Annotated in this window: 27 protein-coding genes; 26 read left to right on the top strand and 1 reads right to left on the bottom strand. The window is 43.6% G+C overall.

Features of this window, described 5'->3' with window-relative positions:
• Window positions 1-219 precede the first annotated feature (219 nt).
• The 25 genes from BKE30_RS13605 (at window position 220) to BKE30_RS13490 (ending at window position 18,201) form a co-directional block, all read left to right on the top strand.
• Window positions 220-642, top strand: a complete 423-nt coding sequence (locus BKE30_RS13605; RefSeq protein WP_076879123.1) for a hypothetical protein — start codon at window positions 220-222, stop codon at window positions 640-642.
• Window positions 643-657: 15 nt separating this feature from the next.
• Window positions 658-990 carry a hypothetical protein gene (locus BKE30_RS13600; protein ID WP_076879122.1) on the top strand — a complete coding sequence of 111 codons (333 nt, stop codon included), beginning with the start codon at window positions 658-660 and terminating at the stop codon, window positions 988-990.
• Between the two features lie 443 nt (window positions 991-1,433).
• Entirely contained in the window at window positions 1,434-2,099 is a 666-nt protein-coding gene (ssb, locus tag BKE30_RS13595) for a single-stranded DNA-binding protein (protein ID WP_076879121.1), read from the top strand.
• Window positions 2,100-2,174: 75 nt separating this feature from the next.
• Window positions 2,175-2,942 carry a hypothetical protein gene (locus BKE30_RS13590; RefSeq protein WP_076879120.1) on the top strand — a complete coding sequence of 256 codons (768 nt, stop codon included), beginning with the start codon at window positions 2,175-2,177 and terminating at the stop codon, window positions 2,940-2,942.
• A gap of 51 nt (window positions 2,943-2,993) precedes the next feature.
• On the top strand, window positions 2,994-3,416 hold the full coding sequence (locus BKE30_RS13585) for a hypothetical protein (protein WP_076879119.1): 423 nt from the start codon (window positions 2,994-2,996) through the stop codon (window positions 3,414-3,416).
• Between the two features lie 11 nt (window positions 3,417-3,427).
• Window positions 3,428-3,874 (top strand): hypothetical protein, encoded by a 447-nt coding sequence (locus BKE30_RS13580; protein WP_076879118.1) that lies wholly within the window; start codon window positions 3,428-3,430, stop codon window positions 3,872-3,874.
• A gap of 7 nt (window positions 3,875-3,881) precedes the next feature.
• On the top strand, window positions 3,882-4,307 hold the full coding sequence (locus tag BKE30_RS13575; RefSeq protein WP_143253752.1) for a hypothetical protein: 426 nt from the start codon (window positions 3,882-3,884) through the stop codon (window positions 4,305-4,307).
• 144 nt (window positions 4,308-4,451) lie between these two features.
• The gene (locus BKE30_RS13570) at window positions 4,452-5,258 is read left to right on the top strand and encodes a phosphoadenosine phosphosulfate reductase domain-containing protein (RefSeq protein ID WP_406564688.1); all 807 of its coding nucleotides are present in this window, start codon (window positions 4,452-4,454) and stop codon (window positions 5,256-5,258) included.
• A gap of 14 nt (window positions 5,259-5,272) precedes the next feature.
• A complete protein-coding gene (locus tag BKE30_RS13565) occupies window positions 5,273-5,575 on the top strand; it encodes a hypothetical protein (protein WP_143253751.1) in 303 nt (100 codons plus the stop codon).
• A 494-nt stretch (window positions 5,576-6,069) separates the two neighbouring features.
• Window positions 6,070-7,239, top strand: coding sequence for a toprim domain-containing protein (locus BKE30_RS13560; protein WP_076879114.1), 1,170 nt, complete (start codon window positions 6,070-6,072; stop codon window positions 7,237-7,239).
• A 25-nt stretch (window positions 7,240-7,264) separates the two neighbouring features.
• Window positions 7,265-7,693, top strand: coding sequence for a BAR domain-containing protein (locus BKE30_RS13555; RefSeq protein ID WP_076879113.1), 429 nt, complete (start codon window positions 7,265-7,267; stop codon window positions 7,691-7,693).
• Window positions 7,694-7,928: 235 nt separating this feature from the next.
• Window positions 7,929-8,603 (top strand): hypothetical protein, encoded by a 675-nt coding sequence (locus BKE30_RS13550; protein ID WP_076879112.1) that lies wholly within the window; start codon window positions 7,929-7,931, stop codon window positions 8,601-8,603.
• 130 nt (window positions 8,604-8,733) lie between these two features.
• Window positions 8,734-8,934: an antitoxin VbhA family protein gene (locus BKE30_RS13545; protein WP_143253750.1), complete on the top strand. Its 201-nt coding sequence runs from the start codon at window positions 8,734-8,736 to the stop codon at window positions 8,932-8,934.
• A 29-nt stretch (window positions 8,935-8,963) separates the two neighbouring features.
• Entirely contained in the window at window positions 8,964-9,596 is a 633-nt protein-coding gene (locus tag BKE30_RS13540; protein ID WP_076879110.1) for a Fic/DOC family protein, read from the top strand.
• 231 nt (window positions 9,597-9,827) lie between these two features.
• Window positions 9,828-10,814, top strand: coding sequence for a hypothetical protein (locus BKE30_RS13535; protein ID WP_076879109.1), 987 nt, complete (start codon window positions 9,828-9,830; stop codon window positions 10,812-10,814).
• Between the two features lie 28 nt (window positions 10,815-10,842).
• The gene (locus BKE30_RS16075) at window positions 10,843-11,016 is read left to right on the top strand and encodes a hypothetical protein (RefSeq protein ID WP_158073194.1); all 174 of its coding nucleotides are present in this window, start codon (window positions 10,843-10,845) and stop codon (window positions 11,014-11,016) included.
• 47 nt (window positions 11,017-11,063) lie between these two features.
• Entirely contained in the window at window positions 11,064-11,576 is a 513-nt protein-coding gene (locus BKE30_RS13530) for a hypothetical protein (protein WP_076879108.1), read from the top strand.
• Between the two features lie 21 nt (window positions 11,577-11,597).
• On the top strand, window positions 11,598-12,215 hold the full coding sequence (locus BKE30_RS13525) for a hypothetical protein (protein WP_143253749.1): 618 nt from the start codon (window positions 11,598-11,600) through the stop codon (window positions 12,213-12,215).
• Window positions 12,212-12,580, top strand: a complete 369-nt coding sequence (locus tag BKE30_RS13520) for a hypothetical protein (protein WP_083698587.1) — start codon at window positions 12,212-12,214, stop codon at window positions 12,578-12,580. Before BKE30_RS13525 ends, BKE30_RS13520 begins: the two co-directional genes overlap by 4 nt.
• Before the next feature lie 297 nt (window positions 12,581-12,877).
• Window positions 12,878-13,657 carry a hypothetical protein gene (locus BKE30_RS13515; RefSeq protein WP_076879106.1) on the top strand — a complete coding sequence of 260 codons (780 nt, stop codon included), beginning with the start codon at window positions 12,878-12,880 and terminating at the stop codon, window positions 13,655-13,657.
• Between the two features lie 279 nt (window positions 13,658-13,936).
• The gene (locus BKE30_RS16220) at window positions 13,937-14,896 is read left to right on the top strand and encodes a hypothetical protein (RefSeq protein WP_143253748.1); all 960 of its coding nucleotides are present in this window, start codon (window positions 13,937-13,939) and stop codon (window positions 14,894-14,896) included.
• Window positions 14,893-15,276 (top strand): hypothetical protein, encoded by a 384-nt coding sequence (locus tag BKE30_RS13505; RefSeq protein ID WP_076879105.1) that lies wholly within the window; start codon window positions 14,893-14,895, stop codon window positions 15,274-15,276. The genes BKE30_RS16220 and BKE30_RS13505 overlap by 4 nt, the downstream gene beginning before the upstream one ends.
• 8 nt (window positions 15,277-15,284) lie before the next feature.
• Entirely contained in the window at window positions 15,285-15,896 is a 612-nt protein-coding gene (locus tag BKE30_RS13500) for a hypothetical protein (RefSeq protein WP_143253747.1), read from the top strand.
• Between the two features lie 133 nt (window positions 15,897-16,029).
• Window positions 16,030-16,554: a hypothetical protein gene (locus tag BKE30_RS13495; RefSeq protein ID WP_076879103.1), complete on the top strand. Its 525-nt coding sequence runs from the start codon at window positions 16,030-16,032 to the stop codon at window positions 16,552-16,554.
• Between the two features lie 15 nt (window positions 16,555-16,569).
• The gene (locus BKE30_RS13490; RefSeq protein WP_083698586.1) at window positions 16,570-18,201 is read left to right on the top strand and encodes an LPD1 domain-containing protein; all 1,632 of its coding nucleotides are present in this window, start codon (window positions 16,570-16,572) and stop codon (window positions 18,199-18,201) included.
• 537 nt (window positions 18,202-18,738) lie between these two features.
• Here the strand turns inward: BKE30_RS13490 and BKE30_RS13485 are convergent.
• Entirely contained in the window at window positions 18,739-19,107 is a 369-nt protein-coding gene (locus tag BKE30_RS13485) for a hypothetical protein (RefSeq protein ID WP_076879102.1), read from the bottom strand.
• Window positions 19,108-19,251: 144 nt separating this feature from the next.
• Between BKE30_RS13485 and BKE30_RS13480 the strand changes: the two genes are divergently transcribed.
• On the top strand, window positions 19,252-19,435 hold a 184-nt coding region (locus BKE30_RS13480; protein ID WP_143253745.1), incomplete at its 3' end, for a hypothetical protein.

The raw sequence follows: 19,435 nt of genomic DNA, 5'->3' as shown, positions 1-19,435 counted from the left end.
CCTTAGGAGCGCTTGACGCTAGAAACACCCTCTGCTTGAAGCAGCGGGTTAGTACCGCATCGCCCATGTAATCTTCGAATCAATACCGCAGGCTATAAGCGACAAGGATGGTTAAATATCGGAAAGACCAATAACTAATAAATTATAATATATTGCCAAATTAATTAAATTAGTAGTATAATAGGCCATGTTAAATAGTCGGCAGTGCCGGAGAATATCATGAAAAAATATGCTGACCTGCTGTCATCACAGCAGCAAAATTTCCAGCAGGCATTCCTTGCCACAGTACCTGCACAATTCCAGAATCTGGTACAGGGCATGATAATCCAGTCAGGGGGCGATATTTTTAATATATGCCCTGAACGGATTGAAAATACAAGGCATGATTTCAATTGCAAGGGTTTTGCATTCCATGCTGACCTGAACAATTTTTATGATGAATTTTCAGATGACATTCTGGCGCGGGTTATCGCAGAAGCAAATTTTCAGGGTTTGGAACTGGATGATTACCTGTCACTGGTAGGCGTTCTGGATAGCCATCATGCCTATGCTTCCTGCCTAAGAATCGCACGTCATTTGACCTATGAAGCCGTTGTGTTAATTGGCCTGTATGCCCATGCCTACATGCAAGCTAGCCATTAGACTTGGAGAATCATCATGAATAATCATACAGCCAGTGATGTGTTTGACCTGATTACCACGCGATTCCAAGCAGACGGCTGGGTTGAGGGCTTTGATGGTAGTCTGGCAGAAAAACAGATATGCAAAACCTTTAATTTTAACCAGCAGGAAATCAAGCTGTTTATCCGGCAGGCTGGAACCTATATCGACATGATCAATCACCGCAATGGTGACCAGTTTATGGCTTATCACATCAATGCCCATGAGCCTGCACACAGCGTAGGAATCGGATGTGATGTGTATCACCAGTTTCAGCAAACAGTCCGGCATTGGATTAAGCCAGTGGTAAAACCTACATCTGGCTACTGATCCAGCAGGTTTAGGCAATTTCCTTTAGCCTCCAGTTAATGGAGGCTTTTTAATTAACAAGGATTTTTAAAGGTTAAGTTCTAGAAAAAAACCGTTGTGCCATAGGTCTGTATCCCGCATCCAAAACTTGGCCGATTCGCTTGATGCTCACGGATTATAGGCAGCTTGACGCGCCTATCCCTGTCCCTGCTGTGTGAGGCAATAATCCGGTCACCAAACTCATTAATGCTACCAGTCAGCGGTAACAGGTAATGAGGAAAATAAATAGCAACTAAAAATCACTTAGCCATTAATCCCAATAAAATTTAATTTCTACCAAAATAATAAATTTTTATATAAGCTATTATATAAATATATTGCCAGTTTAATCATAAATGCTAATATATCTTTTGATTCACAACACATTGTTATGAATTCATCTTCTAGCCGAACAGGTTTATCTCATGCGTAATATCAATCAGGTCACAGTTGTGGGACATATCGGGAATCCCGTTGAACTTTCACAAAATGGAATACTCAATATTGCGCTTGCAACCAGCCGACGCTGGACAGATAAAACCACGGGTGAACGGCAGGAAACTACTGAATGGCACCGTATCATTTTCTTTGGTGAGTATGCAAAAGTCGCTGCCAAGCACCTCAAAAAGGGTGCCAGTGTGTTGATCCAAGGCAAGATACAACAGCGCCAGTGGGACAATAATGGAAATAAGCAAACCATCCATGAGCTCATTGCCAATGAATTTACCTTACTGGACAAGGCGATGGGTTGTGTAAATCGCATCATCCTGACTGGGAATGTTGGTGCGAATCCTGAGATCAGGTCGTTCGGTAACGGGGGTAAGCAAGTCAGTATTGGGCTGGCCGGCACTGATCAGTGGAAAGACACTAAAGGTGAAATCCAGACCCGTACAGACTGGCATAATCTGGTGTTTAATGGCCGGCAGGCAGAGGTGGTAGCTGAGCATGTGCGTAAGGGAGATTCCCTGTATGTCGAGGGTCACCTAAAGACTGAAAGTTGGGAAGGTGCTGGCGGCATTAAAAAGTTTGTCACTAAAGTAATAGTTGATAATTTCACTACCATTAATAGCAGGGTCGGGCAGCCTGCATAAGTCCCATAGCACGCCATCTATAAAGAGGGCTTTTTTGCTTAAGTTGTTCTGCAATATTAAAAAGGCTTAGTCACTATGCTTACTGTTGAAATCAACCACTTTAAAGTCCCTGCTCCGGCCACACAAATGGTAATTGGCCAGAATTACTGGTATCCCTGCCTTACTAACGAGATTGGCTATAGTGCGTCACAGTGGCGAGGTCTTGAGCGAGAGCTTGAGTTACTGGAACGGGGGTTGGTACATCTAAGCCGTGAAAATGCCCAGTTGCACAGTCGGGCTTTACTGTCCTTTACCCAGACACCCCAAAAGGTAATGTTAGAGCGGCTTCAGGAGGAATGGAATTCAACGGCGTTTTACCTGCCTCTACACGCTTGTCCGGCCGAACAGCCAGCAGTCGAAGGAATATATCTGGTACGGCGCTGGGGTTTAAGTCATTCTTTTGCGGTAGCCAGCTATAGGGAATTGGATGAGACTTGGTGGTCAAATGATCATAAGGATCAACTGGATGATGTCATTGAATTTTGCCCCATCCCGATTGCCGCATTAGTGGGCTGGACTGAAAAGCCGATTCCCGCCGAGGGCGTAATTGTGAAGCAAGGTTATCGCTTGCAGGATCACATTTGCAGGGACTGGCTGGAGCATGAAATTATTCACATGGATTTTACCAGTGAAGCGGAGCCATGGGAAATCCAGCAATTAGAGCGGTGCCTAAGCATCACAATGCCCTTACCTCCAATATTTATAGCTGCTATTCCAGATAATCTATCTGCCAAAAAAATACTGCCATTCTTTAAGAATCTGGAAATGGCCAAGCAGGCCGTGAGTGATGCTAAAGCCGGTTAGACAGAGCTTGGCCATACTGAAAGTTACGCCCTTTTAATTACTGGAGAAAAAATGGCCTTTGTGAATGAATATATAACACCCGAAGATCGTGAGAAATATGATCTGGATGCGTTGGATAAAATCTATCAACGCATGTTTTTACCTATGTCTAAGAGTGATTGCATTACAATTGATAGGGAAAGAAACAGTTATTTAAGGCTAGTCAAGCTCGGTCGAGAATGTGAGGATGAAGGGAATATTTGGTATTTCAGCTTTTATATAAATAATGATACCTATACATTTAAATTTCATATTGAAGAAGCTGGCAATCTTAGAACACATGCTTCTAGAAAATATAAAATCCTGAAGATTTTTCCAGATAAAACGGGTGATATTAGTCATCTTTATCCCATTCTAAAAGAAGCATTAATTGAATATAAAGTTTTAGGTAAGCTTTCTAAATGTACGAGCTTTGAAGCTAACTTTGATTTCTAGGAATAATAAAAATGGCTTTTGTGAATGAACCTGAAATATCAAAATCTGATAATGAAAAATATGGTATTGATGAATTAAACAAGCTCTATCATAGAATGTTTCTACCAATGAGTAACGGTTGGGGCTGGACGATTGATCGGGAGAGAGATTGTTATCTAAGATTTGTAAAACAGGGAAGATACAAGGAAGAAGGAGAAGAACAGATTAGCTATTTTAGTTTTTACTGGAATGGTGTGGTTAGAGTGATTCGTTTTCAATCTGAAAGTGGCGGCGGTGGACGGCAAGCACCTGTTTGGAAGCAGAAATATTATTTAAAAAAGATAACTCCGCCATTAGATGATTTAAATACTTTGCAAAAAGAGCAATTCTTTGAGGTTCTTAAAGAAGGTTTAGTTACTTTTAGAGATGCAGGTGCTTTTTCCGAGGCTCCTGAATTTGAAGCCAGTTTTGATTTTTGAGAATAATGTGATGACCTTTGTTAATGAATATATAACACCCGAAGATAGTGAAAAATACGGTATTGATGAGTTAGATAAGTTGTATCAACGCCTATTTCTGCCGATGTCGCATGGTAGCGTATGGACTATTGATAGACAGAGAAATAGCTATTTAAGGGTAGTCAAACTCGGTCGAGAGCCTGAAGGTGAAGGGAATATAAATTATTTTAGTTTCTATTATGCTCAAGAAGTTTATGTAATTAAATTTAGTATTGAGGCTAAAGGTGTTTATAAAGGCCATTTAGGTAAAAGCTATAAACTTCTAAAAATTTTAATGCCTGCTCATGGATTATGCGATGAAGGACTTAATGTACTAAAAGAGGCTTTAAATGAATTTAAAGATTTAGGCCTTTTATCAAGATGCACTAGTTTTAAAGCTGAATTTGAATTTTGAACAGTGAATTGAGTAAACATTATTAACTGCCCTGTAAGTAAGTAAATTTTATAAAAGTATAATTAAATTAAAAAATATATTGCCAAAATAATATAAAAAGAAATATAATTGTGATTATAAAATGACTATTATCATATTCCTATGCTGATTACACCAGAAATAAAGGCTGAAATTGACCAAGGTGCATTGTTCGTCTTCAATCATAGTGGTGGTAAAGATTCTCAAGCCATGATGATTGAGCTGCTGAAGGTGATACCGCCTCGCCAGATTCTGGTCGCGCATGCATCGCTTGGGCGCTTTGAATGGGATGGTGCACTGGAGCTGGCAGAACAGCAGGCGCGTGAGGCTGGGGTACATTTTCTTGTTGCAAGAGCCAAGAAGTCATTTCTTGATATGGTCTTCCACCGTTTCCGCACCAAGCCAACAGTCCCCAGCTTTCCAAGCAATTCAACGCGGCAATGTACCAGTGACCTCAAGCGTGATCCAATAGCCCGTGAAGTACGGCGTTACATGAAAGCCCATGGTATAAAACGAGTGGTGAGCTGCATGGGTTTACGGGCACAGGAAAGCCCCAACCGCGCCAAAAAAAAGGTGTGGCAATTGCATATACGTAACAGCATTGCTGGCCGTACATGGCATGAATGGTTGCCGATCCATCAACTGAGTCAGGAAGAAGTTTTTGCCATTATTTATGCAGCTGGCCAGCTTCCCCATTATGCCTATCTGCTCGGCAATGAAAGACTATCCTGCGTATTTTGTATCTTTGCCAGTGTCAAAGACCTTATTAACGGCGCTCGAGCTCGGCCTGAACTATATGCAGAGTTTTGTGAAGCCGAGACTATTACTGGCTATACCATGCACCAGTCCCGTAAAAGCCTCATTGAATTGACCGGTATCCAGCCCGTTACGATCAGGAGCGCTCAACCTGCCCACGAAAAACTGGCCAGCTGACCTTAATGGAAAATATGGACAAACCTGTACTTGAGATTTTAATTTCCAGCTATTTACCACGGCATTTAAAACCTGAAATCCAGACCTATATCGATCAGAAGCAGCGGCGCGTTATCTCGTTTCAGGCATTTGGGAGGGTTATGGTTGTTGTGCAAACGGATCATCCTGCAACCCTGCTCTGGCTCCAGAAAGGTGGAGAAAAATTGATGGAAAATGCCATGAATAAAGCGGAGTCGGAACTGTACAGTGAAATTAAAGGCCTGATCCTGCTTAAATGCACTGGGCTTAAATGTATGAAAAAAATTGGCCAGACTTAATCGTTTCAAAATGAATAGTCGCTGCTGCTCTAATCTCGTATTTAAATTCAACCCAGCCAGTCACCTGTTCGCTTGATGCTCAAGGGTAGAGTGCTTAATGCACTCCCCTAACCGCGTTACGCCATTGTATAAACCCTATAGTTCATGTGGGTTAAGGTATAAATAGCGCAGTTTTAAAGGATATGAATAATTTGAAAGCCAAAGCATCACTTCGCCAGTGAGGCATCCAGTGGGGGCAAGTTATTGCCGCCCACTGTTAAGCCAGCTTGGTATTTACCTGCGGTGCCAAGGATTCAAGTTGCACCATGATGGGCTGGTACTCGCTTTGCTGCGTCCATCCATCAGGTTCACTTGACCCCTTAAAGGCAAGCATTAAATTTTATAACTCATTAAAATGTAATAGAAAAACATGCCAGTAATTATCTAATATATTGCCAATTAAATTAAAATAGTGGTATAATTAGCCATATTAAGCAGTCAGTCCAGAGAACACCATGTTCAATGTCAGCGATGTTAAAACCCAGTTCCTAAAGGCTTGTTTGCAAGCCGGTTTGATAGTCGATGATGTTGAAATGAATGGCCGTAAAATCCGGTGCCGTGTTCAGGGGGACAAAGCTGGTCAAAAGTCTGGTTTTTATAAAGGATATAGCGACGGCTATCCCAATGGTATTATTGGCAACTATAAAACTGGTGGCTGTGCCGGTAATGACAAAGGCATTGCGGATCAGGCGGTATTTAAATGGAAATATGAGCCATCAGCCGAGGATAAGCGTAACTATGCGCTTAAAGTGAACTCTAATAATCCGGTAGATCGTCAAAACTACATTAGCCAGATTGAGCAGCTTAAAAAAGAGAGCGAAGCCAAGGCGGCTGAAAATGAACGATTACACCAGATTTTTCTATCACGCAAAGCTCAGGAATCTTTTGTAGAATTCAATCGGGTTTGCCAGCCAGCCAGCGCCCATGCTTATCTTAAGCATAAGCAGGTCAATGCCTACGGGGTATTTGTGGCTACCCAGCCCCTTAAGATCAAAAAAGAACTGGAAAAAGACCTCACCAAGCAATTTCAGCATTTACCCAAAGGGGCACTGGTAATACCCTCTTATAGCCTAATGGGTGAGTTTCAAAGCTATCAGTTTATTTATCAATTAAAAGATACCTTTATCAAATCCTTTCGCAGTGAAGCACCGAAGTCTGGCTCGGTTTTCATTCTTGGCGGGGGTATTGCACAGGCTGAGGTCATATTGCTGTGCGAGGGCTATGCCACCGGAGCCACGCTACATCACTGTACAGGGCAAACCACACTGGTCTGCTTTGACATTGAAAACCTGTGTGTGATTGCACGCGAGCTACGTGCCCTGTATCCCCACAAAACTATCTACATCTGTTCTGACAATGACCATCTCAAACCGCGTGAGCTGGATCATCAGGGCAAGCCTAAGATCAATGTCGGCCTGACCAAGGGCATGGTGATTGCAGATGAAATTCACAGCCATCTGCTAAGCCCGATTTTTAGCCGTAACCAGAACGCATCTGACTGGAACGATTTATATAGTATCGCTGGCCGTCAGGGCGTGCGTGACCAGCTCAAGCAGCAATTAGTATTTATCAGGCAAAACGGTGTATCTGTTTTTGCCAAGCAACATGATCTCTTGAGCAGCTAAGTGAATCATTGAACAGGAATTTACCATGAAAAACCATTGCGCCTTAACAGATACAGCCACCCGAACCCGCTTTGCTGGCTACCTCCAGCAGCAGATTGTCCAACTGCAACAGCAATGTACTGAAATAAACGCCAAGCGCTCCAAGACTTCGCGTAAGGCATGGCAGGCTGGCCGTACCCTAGACTATAAAACGTGGCAACAAATAGACCGCCTAAAAGTGGTTGAGCTATTTCTGGTGGATTTACGGGTATCGGATGCGATTGTTGAAAAAGTCTGTGACATCAGCTGCTGTTACCTCAGTCCAGTATTAAAGGCCATCCATTGTAATCATGGGTCAACCCTAACCGAGCTGCAAAAGCAGCAACTACATTTCTTGCTTGAGGTACAAGTTACACGGGATACCCGAAGGATTTTTAATGCTTTCTTGAAACAGGAAAATACACTTGCAGCCTAGGCTGCCTTTCCCAAACAGGCTTGATGCCTGGTCATTTCCTGCTGACACAGAAAACAGGCCTACCAATGCAGCCTTTTATCACCCATACCCTGCTCAAATAGAATACGGCAGGCTATTAGGTAAGAATGCGCAAACCTCTAATAATAAAAAACAATAATTAATATATATTGCCAAATTAATTAAAATAGTAGTATAATAGTTTATATTAAGCAAAATGGTTTAGGCCATGACAATCATGAAATGCAGTCCAATACGTGGTTTCCAGCAATCAGAGTGGTTTGCTGTCAGTTATGTTGATGTAATCCGGCCTGCCGCCCATTCAGCCAGTGTAAATGTTTCGGGTCTCATTATTCTTGAGAACAGAAAACGGCAGCAGGTCACGGGTTTTTGGTCTATTACTGGTAATCAACTTGATGGCCAAAATGTGTTTGACATTTCCACCCTTGAAATAGAACCGGAACAGCAGTTTGGGCTGGTTGATCCGGCTGATCTGGATTATTTCAAAAAATCGGCAACTGGTGCGATCAAGCGTAGCCTGCAACAGAATAAAACTGTTGATAGCATTACTGAATTTGCTGAAATCTTCCGGTTTTTCAGTATTCATCCCAGTTATTCTTTTGAGACACAGCTCAGTTACTACATGCTATTACGGGTGTATCTTGAAAACCTGATATCCCTGAAGGATATTGAGGGGTTTAAGCAGGTTGCCATGATTGTCATGGTAAATCCGGTACTCACCGGACTAAGCGCTGATAGTCCAGATTACGGGCAAAGTGCGTTACTTACAGGATTAGCCTGTGATATTCCCGATTATTGGCGAAGCGCGGTAAGGATTGCCTTACAGCAGTGTTGCAACCTGCTGGATATTCCTGCCCTCACTGCCCAGCAGCTGGCTGTCGGCAGGTACTAGGTAGAGTCACCGACATGCCATGTAAACTTGGACACAAAACAAAGTGGATATGCTATAGTAAGAAGTATAAGATCATAAAATAGCCAATTTTGCTATTTTGATTAATATTTAAGCAATGAGTATCCTAGTTATGCGTCAACTATCTTCTGCTACTCAGCGGACTTTAGGTCTGCTTGCCGTTGATAATATCAAGGTGAGTGATGTAGGCCTTGATCTTCTTGAGGCGGTTGACCGTGGTCAATTAACCACAGAACAGGCGAAAGCGGTTGTACACCAAAAGGCGACCCAGCTTTTTATGGGTAGTACCTATTTTCAGGGTGTTAAACGCTAAATTTGTAGGCTAACCCGATATAGGATTCAATGTCAGTACTTGATGACCATTACTATGCCACAGGTTATAGTACCGATAATGACCCATATGTGTATGAAAACGGCGTCCTGATCAATCTCTATGGGATACAGGACACTGCAAGCCTGAATGAAATTGAATCAACCTACTCTGCCTTAAACCTGCGTGAATTGTCCCTTAATCCGCCAGAACCGCGCTTTACCCAACAATACCATATTGCCTTGCATCACCTGATCTTTAAGGAGGTTTATCCGTGGGCAGGTGAGCTGCGGGTGGTCGATATCTGCAAAGCCAGTACCACTTTCATGGAAAATGAAAAGATAGCGGATAGTCTTGAGCAGTTATTTTTACGCCTGAATGCAGTCAATGACTGTAAAGGCATGAGCCATGCTGAATTTAGCGACTTTATAGGAATTTTCCTGAGCCAGTTAAACTTCATTCATCCCTTCCGCGAAGGCAATGGCCGTACACAGCGTTTCCTGATCAGCGAAATTGCTCGCAATGCCGATTTTTATATGGACTGGAATACCGTGAGTCCTGAAACCATGAACAATGCATGTATAGACGGTATTGCAGGCCAATACCGTAAGGCGCAGCGCCTGATCCTACTCAATAGCAGACCGGAATCATTGCTGGGTAATTAATTGCGATCCGGCCAATTTTTCTGGATTATTGACGCATAACGCTTAGACAGGAACGGGCTGGCACCCGTCCCTGTTGTCTGTAAAACCTGTATAAGTATCCTGAGTTGGTGAGATACGACAGGAATAAGCAGAAATCCCATCGGCCACACTAAGAATAAATATAAAATATATTGCCAATTAAATTAATGTAGCTATATAATAGGCCATGTTAAGCAGAAAGCATTTTGAATTATGGCCAATCCTACGATCCAAAGCACGCAACCCAACTCCGCACTCATTAATATTTCAATTCATGATGTGATGGACTACTTGTTTCAAGACCTACCTACCCTTTTACCTGATTTGCCGGAAGCTTCATATGAAAGCTGGCTGGCCGCACTCAACAATCACTTTCCTATGGAATCTGACAATCTAATCCCCCTGTTATGCCATAACATGGATGGGATTATGCAACAGCTCAGTGTGATTGCCCAAAACCATCAGGTTTATGCACCAATGCTCGACATGGTAACTGTGCATCAATCACCAGAATGCCAGTTACACCTGATCTGTAAGGTCTGGGATGATATCCGGAAGGTACAACATCAATCACGGCATGCCTTTAGTGTCATGCGGGTGGTCAACCACTATAAGGCCAGAGGCACATTCGTTCATTTCGTGTTTAGGCGTGGTGAATTGGTAAAGTTGCCTGCCCGAGGCAAAATTTACCAGCAAGGCAGTATTGAGGGCATATCGCATGCCAACGCACAGGCCAAGGTGAATGGCCAATGGTATGACTTTGCCTATATTTATAAAATGGATTATGACGAGCTGGGTGAAATCAAGGCACACCTTGAGGGTTTACTGACAGATGCAGAGTATCTGGCTGGCCAAGGACATGATGGCACTGGATGTGCCCAGCTGGCGGCTGAAGTGGTAAAAGAGCACCACTTGACAGGATATCAGGAGCGGATTAGTTCAGTACTGCAACAAAGCCTGAAAAACAAGGTGATGATCCGGCAGCGCCATGAACAAAGCTGGCTTGCCCATCAGGAGCATCAGCGGCAACAGGCTGAACGGGCAAGGCAGGCCGCAGCGGCCAAACCCCAAAGCATTGAAATGACCATGGCTGAATGGAAAAAGGAGCATCGGGACTTTAAGGGCATCAAGGATGGCCAGCGGAGTGTCCTGCGTGAAGGCCGTCAGGTCTCAGTCGTTATTGTAAAGCCTGTCAAATAAACCTGAAGCGTGCGCATGGATAATATCCATGTTCATGATTAACCGCTTTACGCTGTTACAAGCCCTGTTTGATACAGGGCATTTTCATGTCCAAAAAACGCCATCTGGCACATGCAAGGGAAAAGATAAAATACCACAGCAACAAGGGAAAAAGCGCAAAAGCCAGAAAGATAAAATACAAATATATTGCCAAATAAATTAAAATAGTAGTATAATAGGCCATGTTAAATAGTTCACTGGAAGGTCACCATGGGATCGCCAAATTTTTTTACCAATGGCTTATTGGTAGTCGGTATTGAAGCGTGCAATGCTGATGAGCAGGACTTTGAAGATTTCACGGGTCTGTCTGAATTGTCGGATACCGTGGAAAAACAGGTAAAGGAAATCAATCGCTCATTGGTATTTTTCTCGCTGCAACACCAGCTTGGCTACCATAGCGGTTTTCAGGTTTATATTGATCAAGATGCCGCTCCGGCAACCGTATTTAATGAATATGCCAAATACTGGGCAGCTGGGGATGCTGTTGGGGTTTATGACTGTGCAGGCAGCCTCCATGAGATTAATGATGAGGCACTGGTACAGGCAGCACAGGATGGGACACTCACCGTTGAGCAATTGGTGGCCTATATGGCTCAGGAACAGGCAACGGTCACCAGCCTGCTGAAATCGCTTGCCTTGCAGCATGGCTTGGGTGAAGTGATTGGCCGTAGCTGGTCAAGCTCAGTGGACTATAGCTGGCTTCAAAACGATGTGGCAGTCTAGGTCACAATGGGCATTGCAATCATGACACAAATTGATTTAGAGACATTTTGCCAAGTTTTGACCCGAAAGTACCAACACATCGGGCACCAGCTTAGTCCCGTCATTGATGATGATCTATTGCGGCTGGGATTATTTGAAAATACTGGTGATTGCATTGATGGTGATATTTATTTTAGCTTCAAACAGAAATTCAAGGTGACTGGCGAGGATTTACCTATGCTTGGTCATCTTGAAATTGAGGTGGAGCTATTAACTACCCAGTATGGTCAGGTAACCATACTGGAGTATGGCCAGCCCTGCTGTAAGGGCGGTATCAATGAACTGGTTTTTAGCCTAAACACGATTGAACTCTTTAGCAGTTCGCCAGTCAGCCTTTGTAACGAAAAGGGGGCTGTAAGTTATATGAAAAACAATCATATTATTTTGAGTACGGATTCTGCTGAAAAACAGGTTAGTCAGGCATTGTCGGATTTTATGCATCATTATTGCATGCCGGATGAGGTGATGAGCCGTATTTTTATGCAGCACTTTAGCGCACAGTACCAGCAAAGTCCTGTACAGGTAGAGCGCATTATTGCCCGCTACCAGAATTCCGATAATGCTTTGCCAGAAATTTTACCAGTGAGTATTTCCGCATGATTAGCAATACTGTTCCAGTAGCGACACATCAAGTTCCAGACGCAGCGGCACCCAACGCAGCTTATCAGCTGGGTGATATATTTTATAAGTCATGGGGCTATGACCAGACCAATGTCAATTTTTATCAGGTAACCGGTAAGAAAGGACGGGTTACCCTGCTTCTCCGAGAATTGGCCAAGGATACCCGTTATATTGAATCCATGTCGGGATATTCATCCCCGATCAAGGACAATTTTATTGATGAACCCGAATTTTCGGTGCGGGTGACTTCACTTGAACAGCATGGCCTTCGTCCAGTGGAGTTCCAAGCCGGTGACGCTGGCCAGCAGAAATATAAAGAGTATTATTTTACATGCTATGCCTAGAATTTGGCATTTTCCCTCCAGCGCGTTCAAAGGCCGGATGGGAAGTGGCAGCATGATCGCTTAACGCGATGCGGTTAAGTGCTGACGCACTTACCTTGAGTCGTTAGCCAGCCTGCAATATGGCTTATAGGGTAATTTTAATTTGCCATTACGGGCGCACCATAGCCCATAGCCTGTACCAGCGGATACTACAGGTCATGAGGGATGAGGCAAAATCGAAAACAGGCTTTAGTTATATATTGCCAAATAAATTAAAATAGTAGTATAATAGGCCATATTAAACAGGGTTTATCCACCATGACCATCATTACAAAAAATGCGTTATCAGTTAAGGCACAACAGCTTAAACAACAATTTATTGCGACGCGCCCCAAGCTAAATATGCTCAGGACGGAGCAAAGGCTCAATACGATTGTCAAGCTCGGTATACCTAACCTATTTAATGGTGAAATACGCTACTACACGCTGGCTGAGGCAGTCGTTCAGTTAAGTCTTTATCAGGAGCTGGGTGTACGGATCAATGAAATCCCCAAGGACAGGGATTGCAGCCAGAAGCAACCAGCTGGCATGGCTATGGCGCAACTGGCCAGCCCAGACGTAGATAAGGATCAGGCACTGCAAACTTTAAAGAACGCCATGGAGGCTGTTTTTAAACTCTTTAGTTCTGATGCTAATGGTCTTTGGTACAGGCCATTCATTAAGGCGGATCGCAGTTATATGCACACCGAAGCATTAAGGTCTTCAGTGCACCTATTTTTTAACATCAAAGCTGAAAATGAGGATCAAGTCATTAGGGTGGATATTGAAAGTATTAATCGTCCTACACGGACGCTTAACTATAAATTGTGGGACATGTCTCCCGAGCAGATATATCAAGATATGGTACACACAGTAAATGAGCTGAATATGGCTCAGGGCGATAAATCCAGCCCTGTACATGAAGCCTTGCAAAAACGGCCACAAAAAGCAGCTGTAAAGCATGAATATCTGGTGATCCATAAATCCAGTGGTATCGACTGGAACTGGGGTAAAACCATGTATGAGTTTGCCCAGTTTGTCATACAACAGTCCTGCTAGCCTCTACCAGTTCGGTTGCTGTGAATTACCGTGTTAGACACACTATTAAACCTCATGTTAAAAGGGGATGGATGGTAGACAGTACATCTACCCTTACTTACCTGATTACTGACAGCCTGCCACGTAACTCAGCGGGTTAATTCTGCATTAAGCTGGGTTATCTGGCCAGACTGATTTTGCAGGTTAGCCTGTAAACATGGAATGACTGTGTAATTATATATTGCCAAAATAATTAAATTAGTAGTATAATAGACTATGTTTAATAGTCAGGCCATAATTATGAAACACCAGCCGTTACCTGTACAGCATCTGATTGAGGGTAGCAAAGGTTGCCCAACCCTATTCCATGGCTCGAAGATTCGTGTTACCTATCCGGATCAAAGCTGCAAGGATGCTTATTTGCATGCTATTAATAACCAGTTTGCGATGATCTATCAGGTGGCACCCTCCTTTACCCTTGAGCGGGAGGAAGGGGATGCTTGGTATGCCAACCGGATCAGTACCGAATTTGTGCCATTAGCGTTGCACCGGCTTGAGCTGATTGAGCAAAAAGAGGGTTACTTTAAGTTAAGTAATCATCATTTTCTGGAACTGGTGAAACGAAAGGGAACTTCCTTTGTGCATCTGGATCAATATATCTCCTATCATCCCTATATTCAGGAAATGGTAGAGGGTCTGGTGGTTACCGTTACTGCATTTGGCAATGAAAACATTTATCTTGAGCATGATCATGTGCAGCTGGTCATCAAGGATGAAATGACTATCCTGCTGGATATTGATGGGGTGTCCAAGCACTGGAAAAGCATTATTGGTTCGACTCCCCTTGATCGTGCACATTTTCTGGGTCAGTATAAAATTACCAAGTGTGACCTTGATAACTACAATGTTACACTCCAGCCCATCATTCATGAGGATAGTGATATGACCGGCAGCAAGCCTGATAACAATACAGCCATTAATAACCAAGCTGGTAACTTTAAAAACCCGTTAAGAGTATGGTGGATTCCACAGTTTCCCATGGATGAACCATTCTACGTGGCCGTTAACACGGTTGAAGAAGGCAGGCTCATCATGGATACCTTGGCAAAGTATGATATTTTTCAGTTTGAAAATCGGATTAAGCCGGACTATTCCAATGCAGGTGGTCTGGAAGAGTTTGAAGACGGCGAATGGCACGAATGGCAAAATGAGGAAGGTGATACCATCGACGACTTGTTGCGTGCGGAGGCCGGTGTATGACTCACTCCCTAACCCCGTTTGAGCAGCAATATATAGCTGTATTCAGGCCAAATGCGGATGAGCAGGTTGATAATGCAACCTTGTTTGCGCGCAACCTGCAAACTGGCCGATACATGAACCAGAAAGTACAGATTGCCTTTGAAATGGATCAGGCCAACCGTGCATCATGGGCAAGTGATCGTGCTGCACTGGCCGAGTCACTGGAATTTGTGGTCAGTCGGGCGGTCAGCAATATGCAGGATCAAATGGCCAGTGTGGGCGAAGATGCTGTAGAGAATAATCCGGAAATTAAGCAACTCATGTCTAACTGGCGCATGCATATTCGTCGGGTGGATGAATTTGCCAATGCGCTGCGTCAAACTGAAAACCTTGAGAAATAGGCATGATTATGAGCTATAGCCCTACCCCATTTGAACAAACGTATCTGGATTTGTTTATGCCAAATCCTGAAGATCAAACGTATCTGGAAAATTTTTTCTATCGTGATGAAAAATCCGGAAAATATAAAAATACACAAATCCAGCTGGCCTGTGAAATGTATGAATACTGCCAGACTAAACTGGCTGGTAAGTTGCCTGTTTTCATGCTGCATGTGAATGTTGATACAGCAACGCAGGCTATTGAGGTGGGCTATTACGATAAAACCCTGCCGGTGTACTCGCAGACCCATCCCCCAGTACTCTTGGAGGAAGGGGGTAAAGCCATATTTAATCCAGTGAAGGCCTTTACTGATTTAGCCCAAGCCGAAGCCTATACATTGGAAGAGAATCAACGCAACGCTTCCCTGTCACGGTTTATTTACAGCTATGATGCGCTTACACAGGCTGTTGAGAGTGAAATAAGAACTGATATGGAATTAGGCTGGCGCGATCAGGCGCATGGAATCCTAACCTTCTGGAATACCTTCACCAAGCAGCACCAGAAAAACGGAGATTTTGAACGGCTAGCCGGTCTAGTGGGTGAAATCACTAAACCTGAGGAAATCACCCAGTCCCAATAGTGGTCGGATAAATTCCTGCAAAAGCTGGTATTTATACCGGCTTTTTTGTTTATTTAACCTTTATATTTTATATATTGCCAATTTAATTAAAAAAGTATTATAATAGTCTTTATTAAATAAGAACAGGTTTATTATGACAAAGCAGAGTTTTACCTATCAGCATTTGGATTTTGCAGAAACCCGACAACAGTCAGACCGAGTTTTATATTATTACAGTGTGCAGCATCCTGATCTAAAATACTGGGTAAGCCTTGGTGATCCATGGCCGCGCAGGCCAAGTAAAGCCAAGCTGCTTACTACTGCACAGCAGGTACTGCAAAACCACCAGCCACGCCCTGTCTGGATCAATCGTTTGACCGCGGCAGAATACAATATGTTGCTGGATCAGTTCATGTTGTGCCGGTTCCAGCCTGAATGGGACAAGTTAAAAGAAGCTGAAGTACAGGTTAAGCCCATTGGGGATGAGGCTATTGGCATTGGCCAGCACCTTGAAGTGTTTTTTAATGCCAACGCCAGTGTGAAGGGTACTGTTGAGAATATCCGGATTGGTACTGATCCAGTCAGCCAATTGGTCAGTATTCAGGGAACGCTACGCTCAGCTCACGGCAAGTTAACCCATTTTACCAGCAGTATGATCCTGCAAAAACTGGCCAGCTGAACGCGGAAATTTGATATGACTCAGCAGGAATCCAAAAAATCCATTCAGGATTTGGGTGAGAAGTTTGGCGGAGCCCGTAAGGACGAGGCCATTAAAAAAATAGTTAAACCGGTTGCACGGGTAAACCCCAGTGCCATTACTAAAAAGTCACTCTGGCCAAGGCCTGATTTTCGTCAGGATGCACTGGAAGGCCGTGCCAGCCCTGCCAGCGCTATTTTATATATGACGATTTATGACAATCTGGCGGTAAAACCGCATGACGTTATTTTTTTGGGTGTCGGCATTGCGGCGTGGCAGGACGCTTATAAGGCTGGTATCCGGTTTATACGCGAAGCGTATGAGCAGCAACGATATCTCAGTCTTGACGATTTAACTGCTGCCTATAAGGATTATTTCAGGAAGCTGACAGGCAATCAGGGTGAACCTGTTGAAATGTATGGAACTGGCAAGCGTTCCGGCCGGAAGATCAACTACCCGTTTAGCTTAAGCAATGTTCACCGGATCAGGTATGAATGCCTGCCAGAACTTGGGTGGCCTCAGCATCCTAAGGTACTGGATACTGATTGTTATGGCACCTTATATACCAAAATCACGGGTAAGCCCGTCAAGATGTGGTATGCAGTACGTGGTGATAAGTCAAAGGCCGTATTAATTAGTCCGCAGGGTTTTGGGCACAGGGCTGAAGCAATGGCACTGGCCAAGAGGGAATATGAACAGCAGCTTGCCCAGCGCTCGTTATCCGGTGAAGATACAACACGGATTAAACAGCCTGTGCGGCCAGTATCGGATCAGGCAGCTGTGCGTAAAGGCCGTGACTGGCGTAAAGGCGTCAGTATTGACCCTAATCACTTCATGGAAGTATTTCGGTTTCGGGGAGTTGAATTTGGGAACTGGGTTACGCAGGCCGAACGTCAGGGGTTTCTGGATGCAACCTATGATGCCCTGATGGACTTAACCGAACTTTGTGGCCTGCCCCCTTCCTTTGCTTCACTGGGGGGCAGGCTGGGAATAGCCTTTGGTAGCCGTGGCAGTAAGACCCATGCTGCGCATTTTGAACGGGCACGCTGGTTAATGCACCTGAGCAAGTCACAAGGCGTCGGTGCCCTAGCACATGAATTTGGCCATGCTCTGGATGCATTCCTTGCCAGCCGTAACAAGGTGCCAATGTTATTTCTCTCAGAGTTTTATCTACATGTCCACGGTGGGTATAAAATCAGGGTGAGCAACTGGAATGACACTGAAATTATGCAGGCCGGTTTTTTGGATCGGGACATGATGCCGGCATACCATGGCTTGATGCAATGCTTAATCCACGGCAAAGCACAGGCTGGCCGTATTGCACAGTATAGTCAATTTGCAAAATCTGCTGCTGAGCTCGATGCCCTTAAAGGTAAACCCTACTGGAATACACCAACCGAATTATTTGCCAGAGTTTTTGAAACATGGGTTATTGAAAAGCTAAAGCAAGGCAATCAGGTTAATGATTTTCTGGTTTACGGTATTGATGAATCAGAAGCTGATGCTGGGCAATGGGGAACCAGCATTTCACCTTATCCATTACATGATGAGCGACAGGACATCATTGAGAGGATGGATAACTGGATGCAGGTGATGGTGGAGCACTGGCAAAAACGTAAAGCCAGCTAGGACTACAAACCAAAAAAAAGAGGTGTTAGATAACACCTCTTTTTTGGTTTGTAGCGTTTAACCACAGCTTTAGCAATTAATCACCTACGTGATCACAGCGCTTAGCATCATGGATACAGCTAAGAAAAGATTGCGATTAACCATCGATATGGCAGGCTGCTAAACGCTACAAACATTCCGATAATACACTAAAATTGTTCAACCTGATAACCACTTACAGATAATTACCTAGTGCCGAGCTTCGCTTGATGCTTTATTAGCACAGTGCTGAAGCACAGTGGCTCGTGTTTTAGGCTTGTGTCGGCAACTTAGCCCATACTAGGATTAGGTAAATCTAGGCGGTTTAAAGGTAGTGATTATGACCTATCAAGATTCAAATATGGCCTGCCAATACAGGCCATTATCATAAAGAATTTTAATTGGCAGAAGAATGCGACAGATGATTCCTAAGGCCTAGCGCAAAAAAAACTTTATCATAGGTTTGCTGATCTCCCTGAAATGCCATATTTTCAAAATGATCAAGTGAGCGAAGCTCTATTAATTCCCAGAATCAAAACGCTTAGTGATCGTGTTGCTAAAACCTAGCGCAAACAGCTGCTTGTAGTCTTCATTAAGTGAGGCGTATTCACTGCTTTCTACCGCATGCCGTTCGGCCACTGTTAAATCTACCACTGCTTTTTGACTGCCATCAGGCAAGGCTACCTTAGTTTCAAGAATTCCGTTCACTTGGCATTTGAACTCTGCTTCATCCTTAGGATGTCGTCCTTCAGCTAACGTGAATATATTCCCATGACAATCGGAAAATGTTATGTCATTTGCGGAGTCTGCTGGATTTGTAGCATTGGCTTCTGCAAAGCAAAATGTGGTCATTGACCCTAATACGATGACACCCAGTAATTTTTTCATAAGCTATCTCAACAAGACAAAAATTATTTATATCATTAAATATAAATTAATTGAATATTATATTAACTAATTAAAGTATAAATATATTAATAAATAAAATAAAAAGGCTGTATAATATATTTATCTAAATGAATTGAGTTGACCATGAGTACTTCGCAAGAAACCGTTGAGCCTGTTGGCTTTCTTACACTCCAGTTCAGCGAGTTTGATCCTGTGTTTCTGGATTACCTGCTCTATGATAACCCGCAGATTACCGAAACCAATATTGGTGTTGCAGATGAGAATGGGGTAAAAACACACCGCGATGAAGAAGACCAGCCCTTCACGG

Source organism: Alkanindiges hydrocarboniclasticus (assembly GCF_001982605.1).
In the GTDB taxonomy this organism is placed as follows: domain Bacteria; phylum Pseudomonadota; class Gammaproteobacteria; order Pseudomonadales; family Moraxellaceae; genus Alkanindiges; species Alkanindiges hydrocarboniclasticus.
This window is presented reverse-complemented; position numbering and strand designations above follow the sequence as displayed.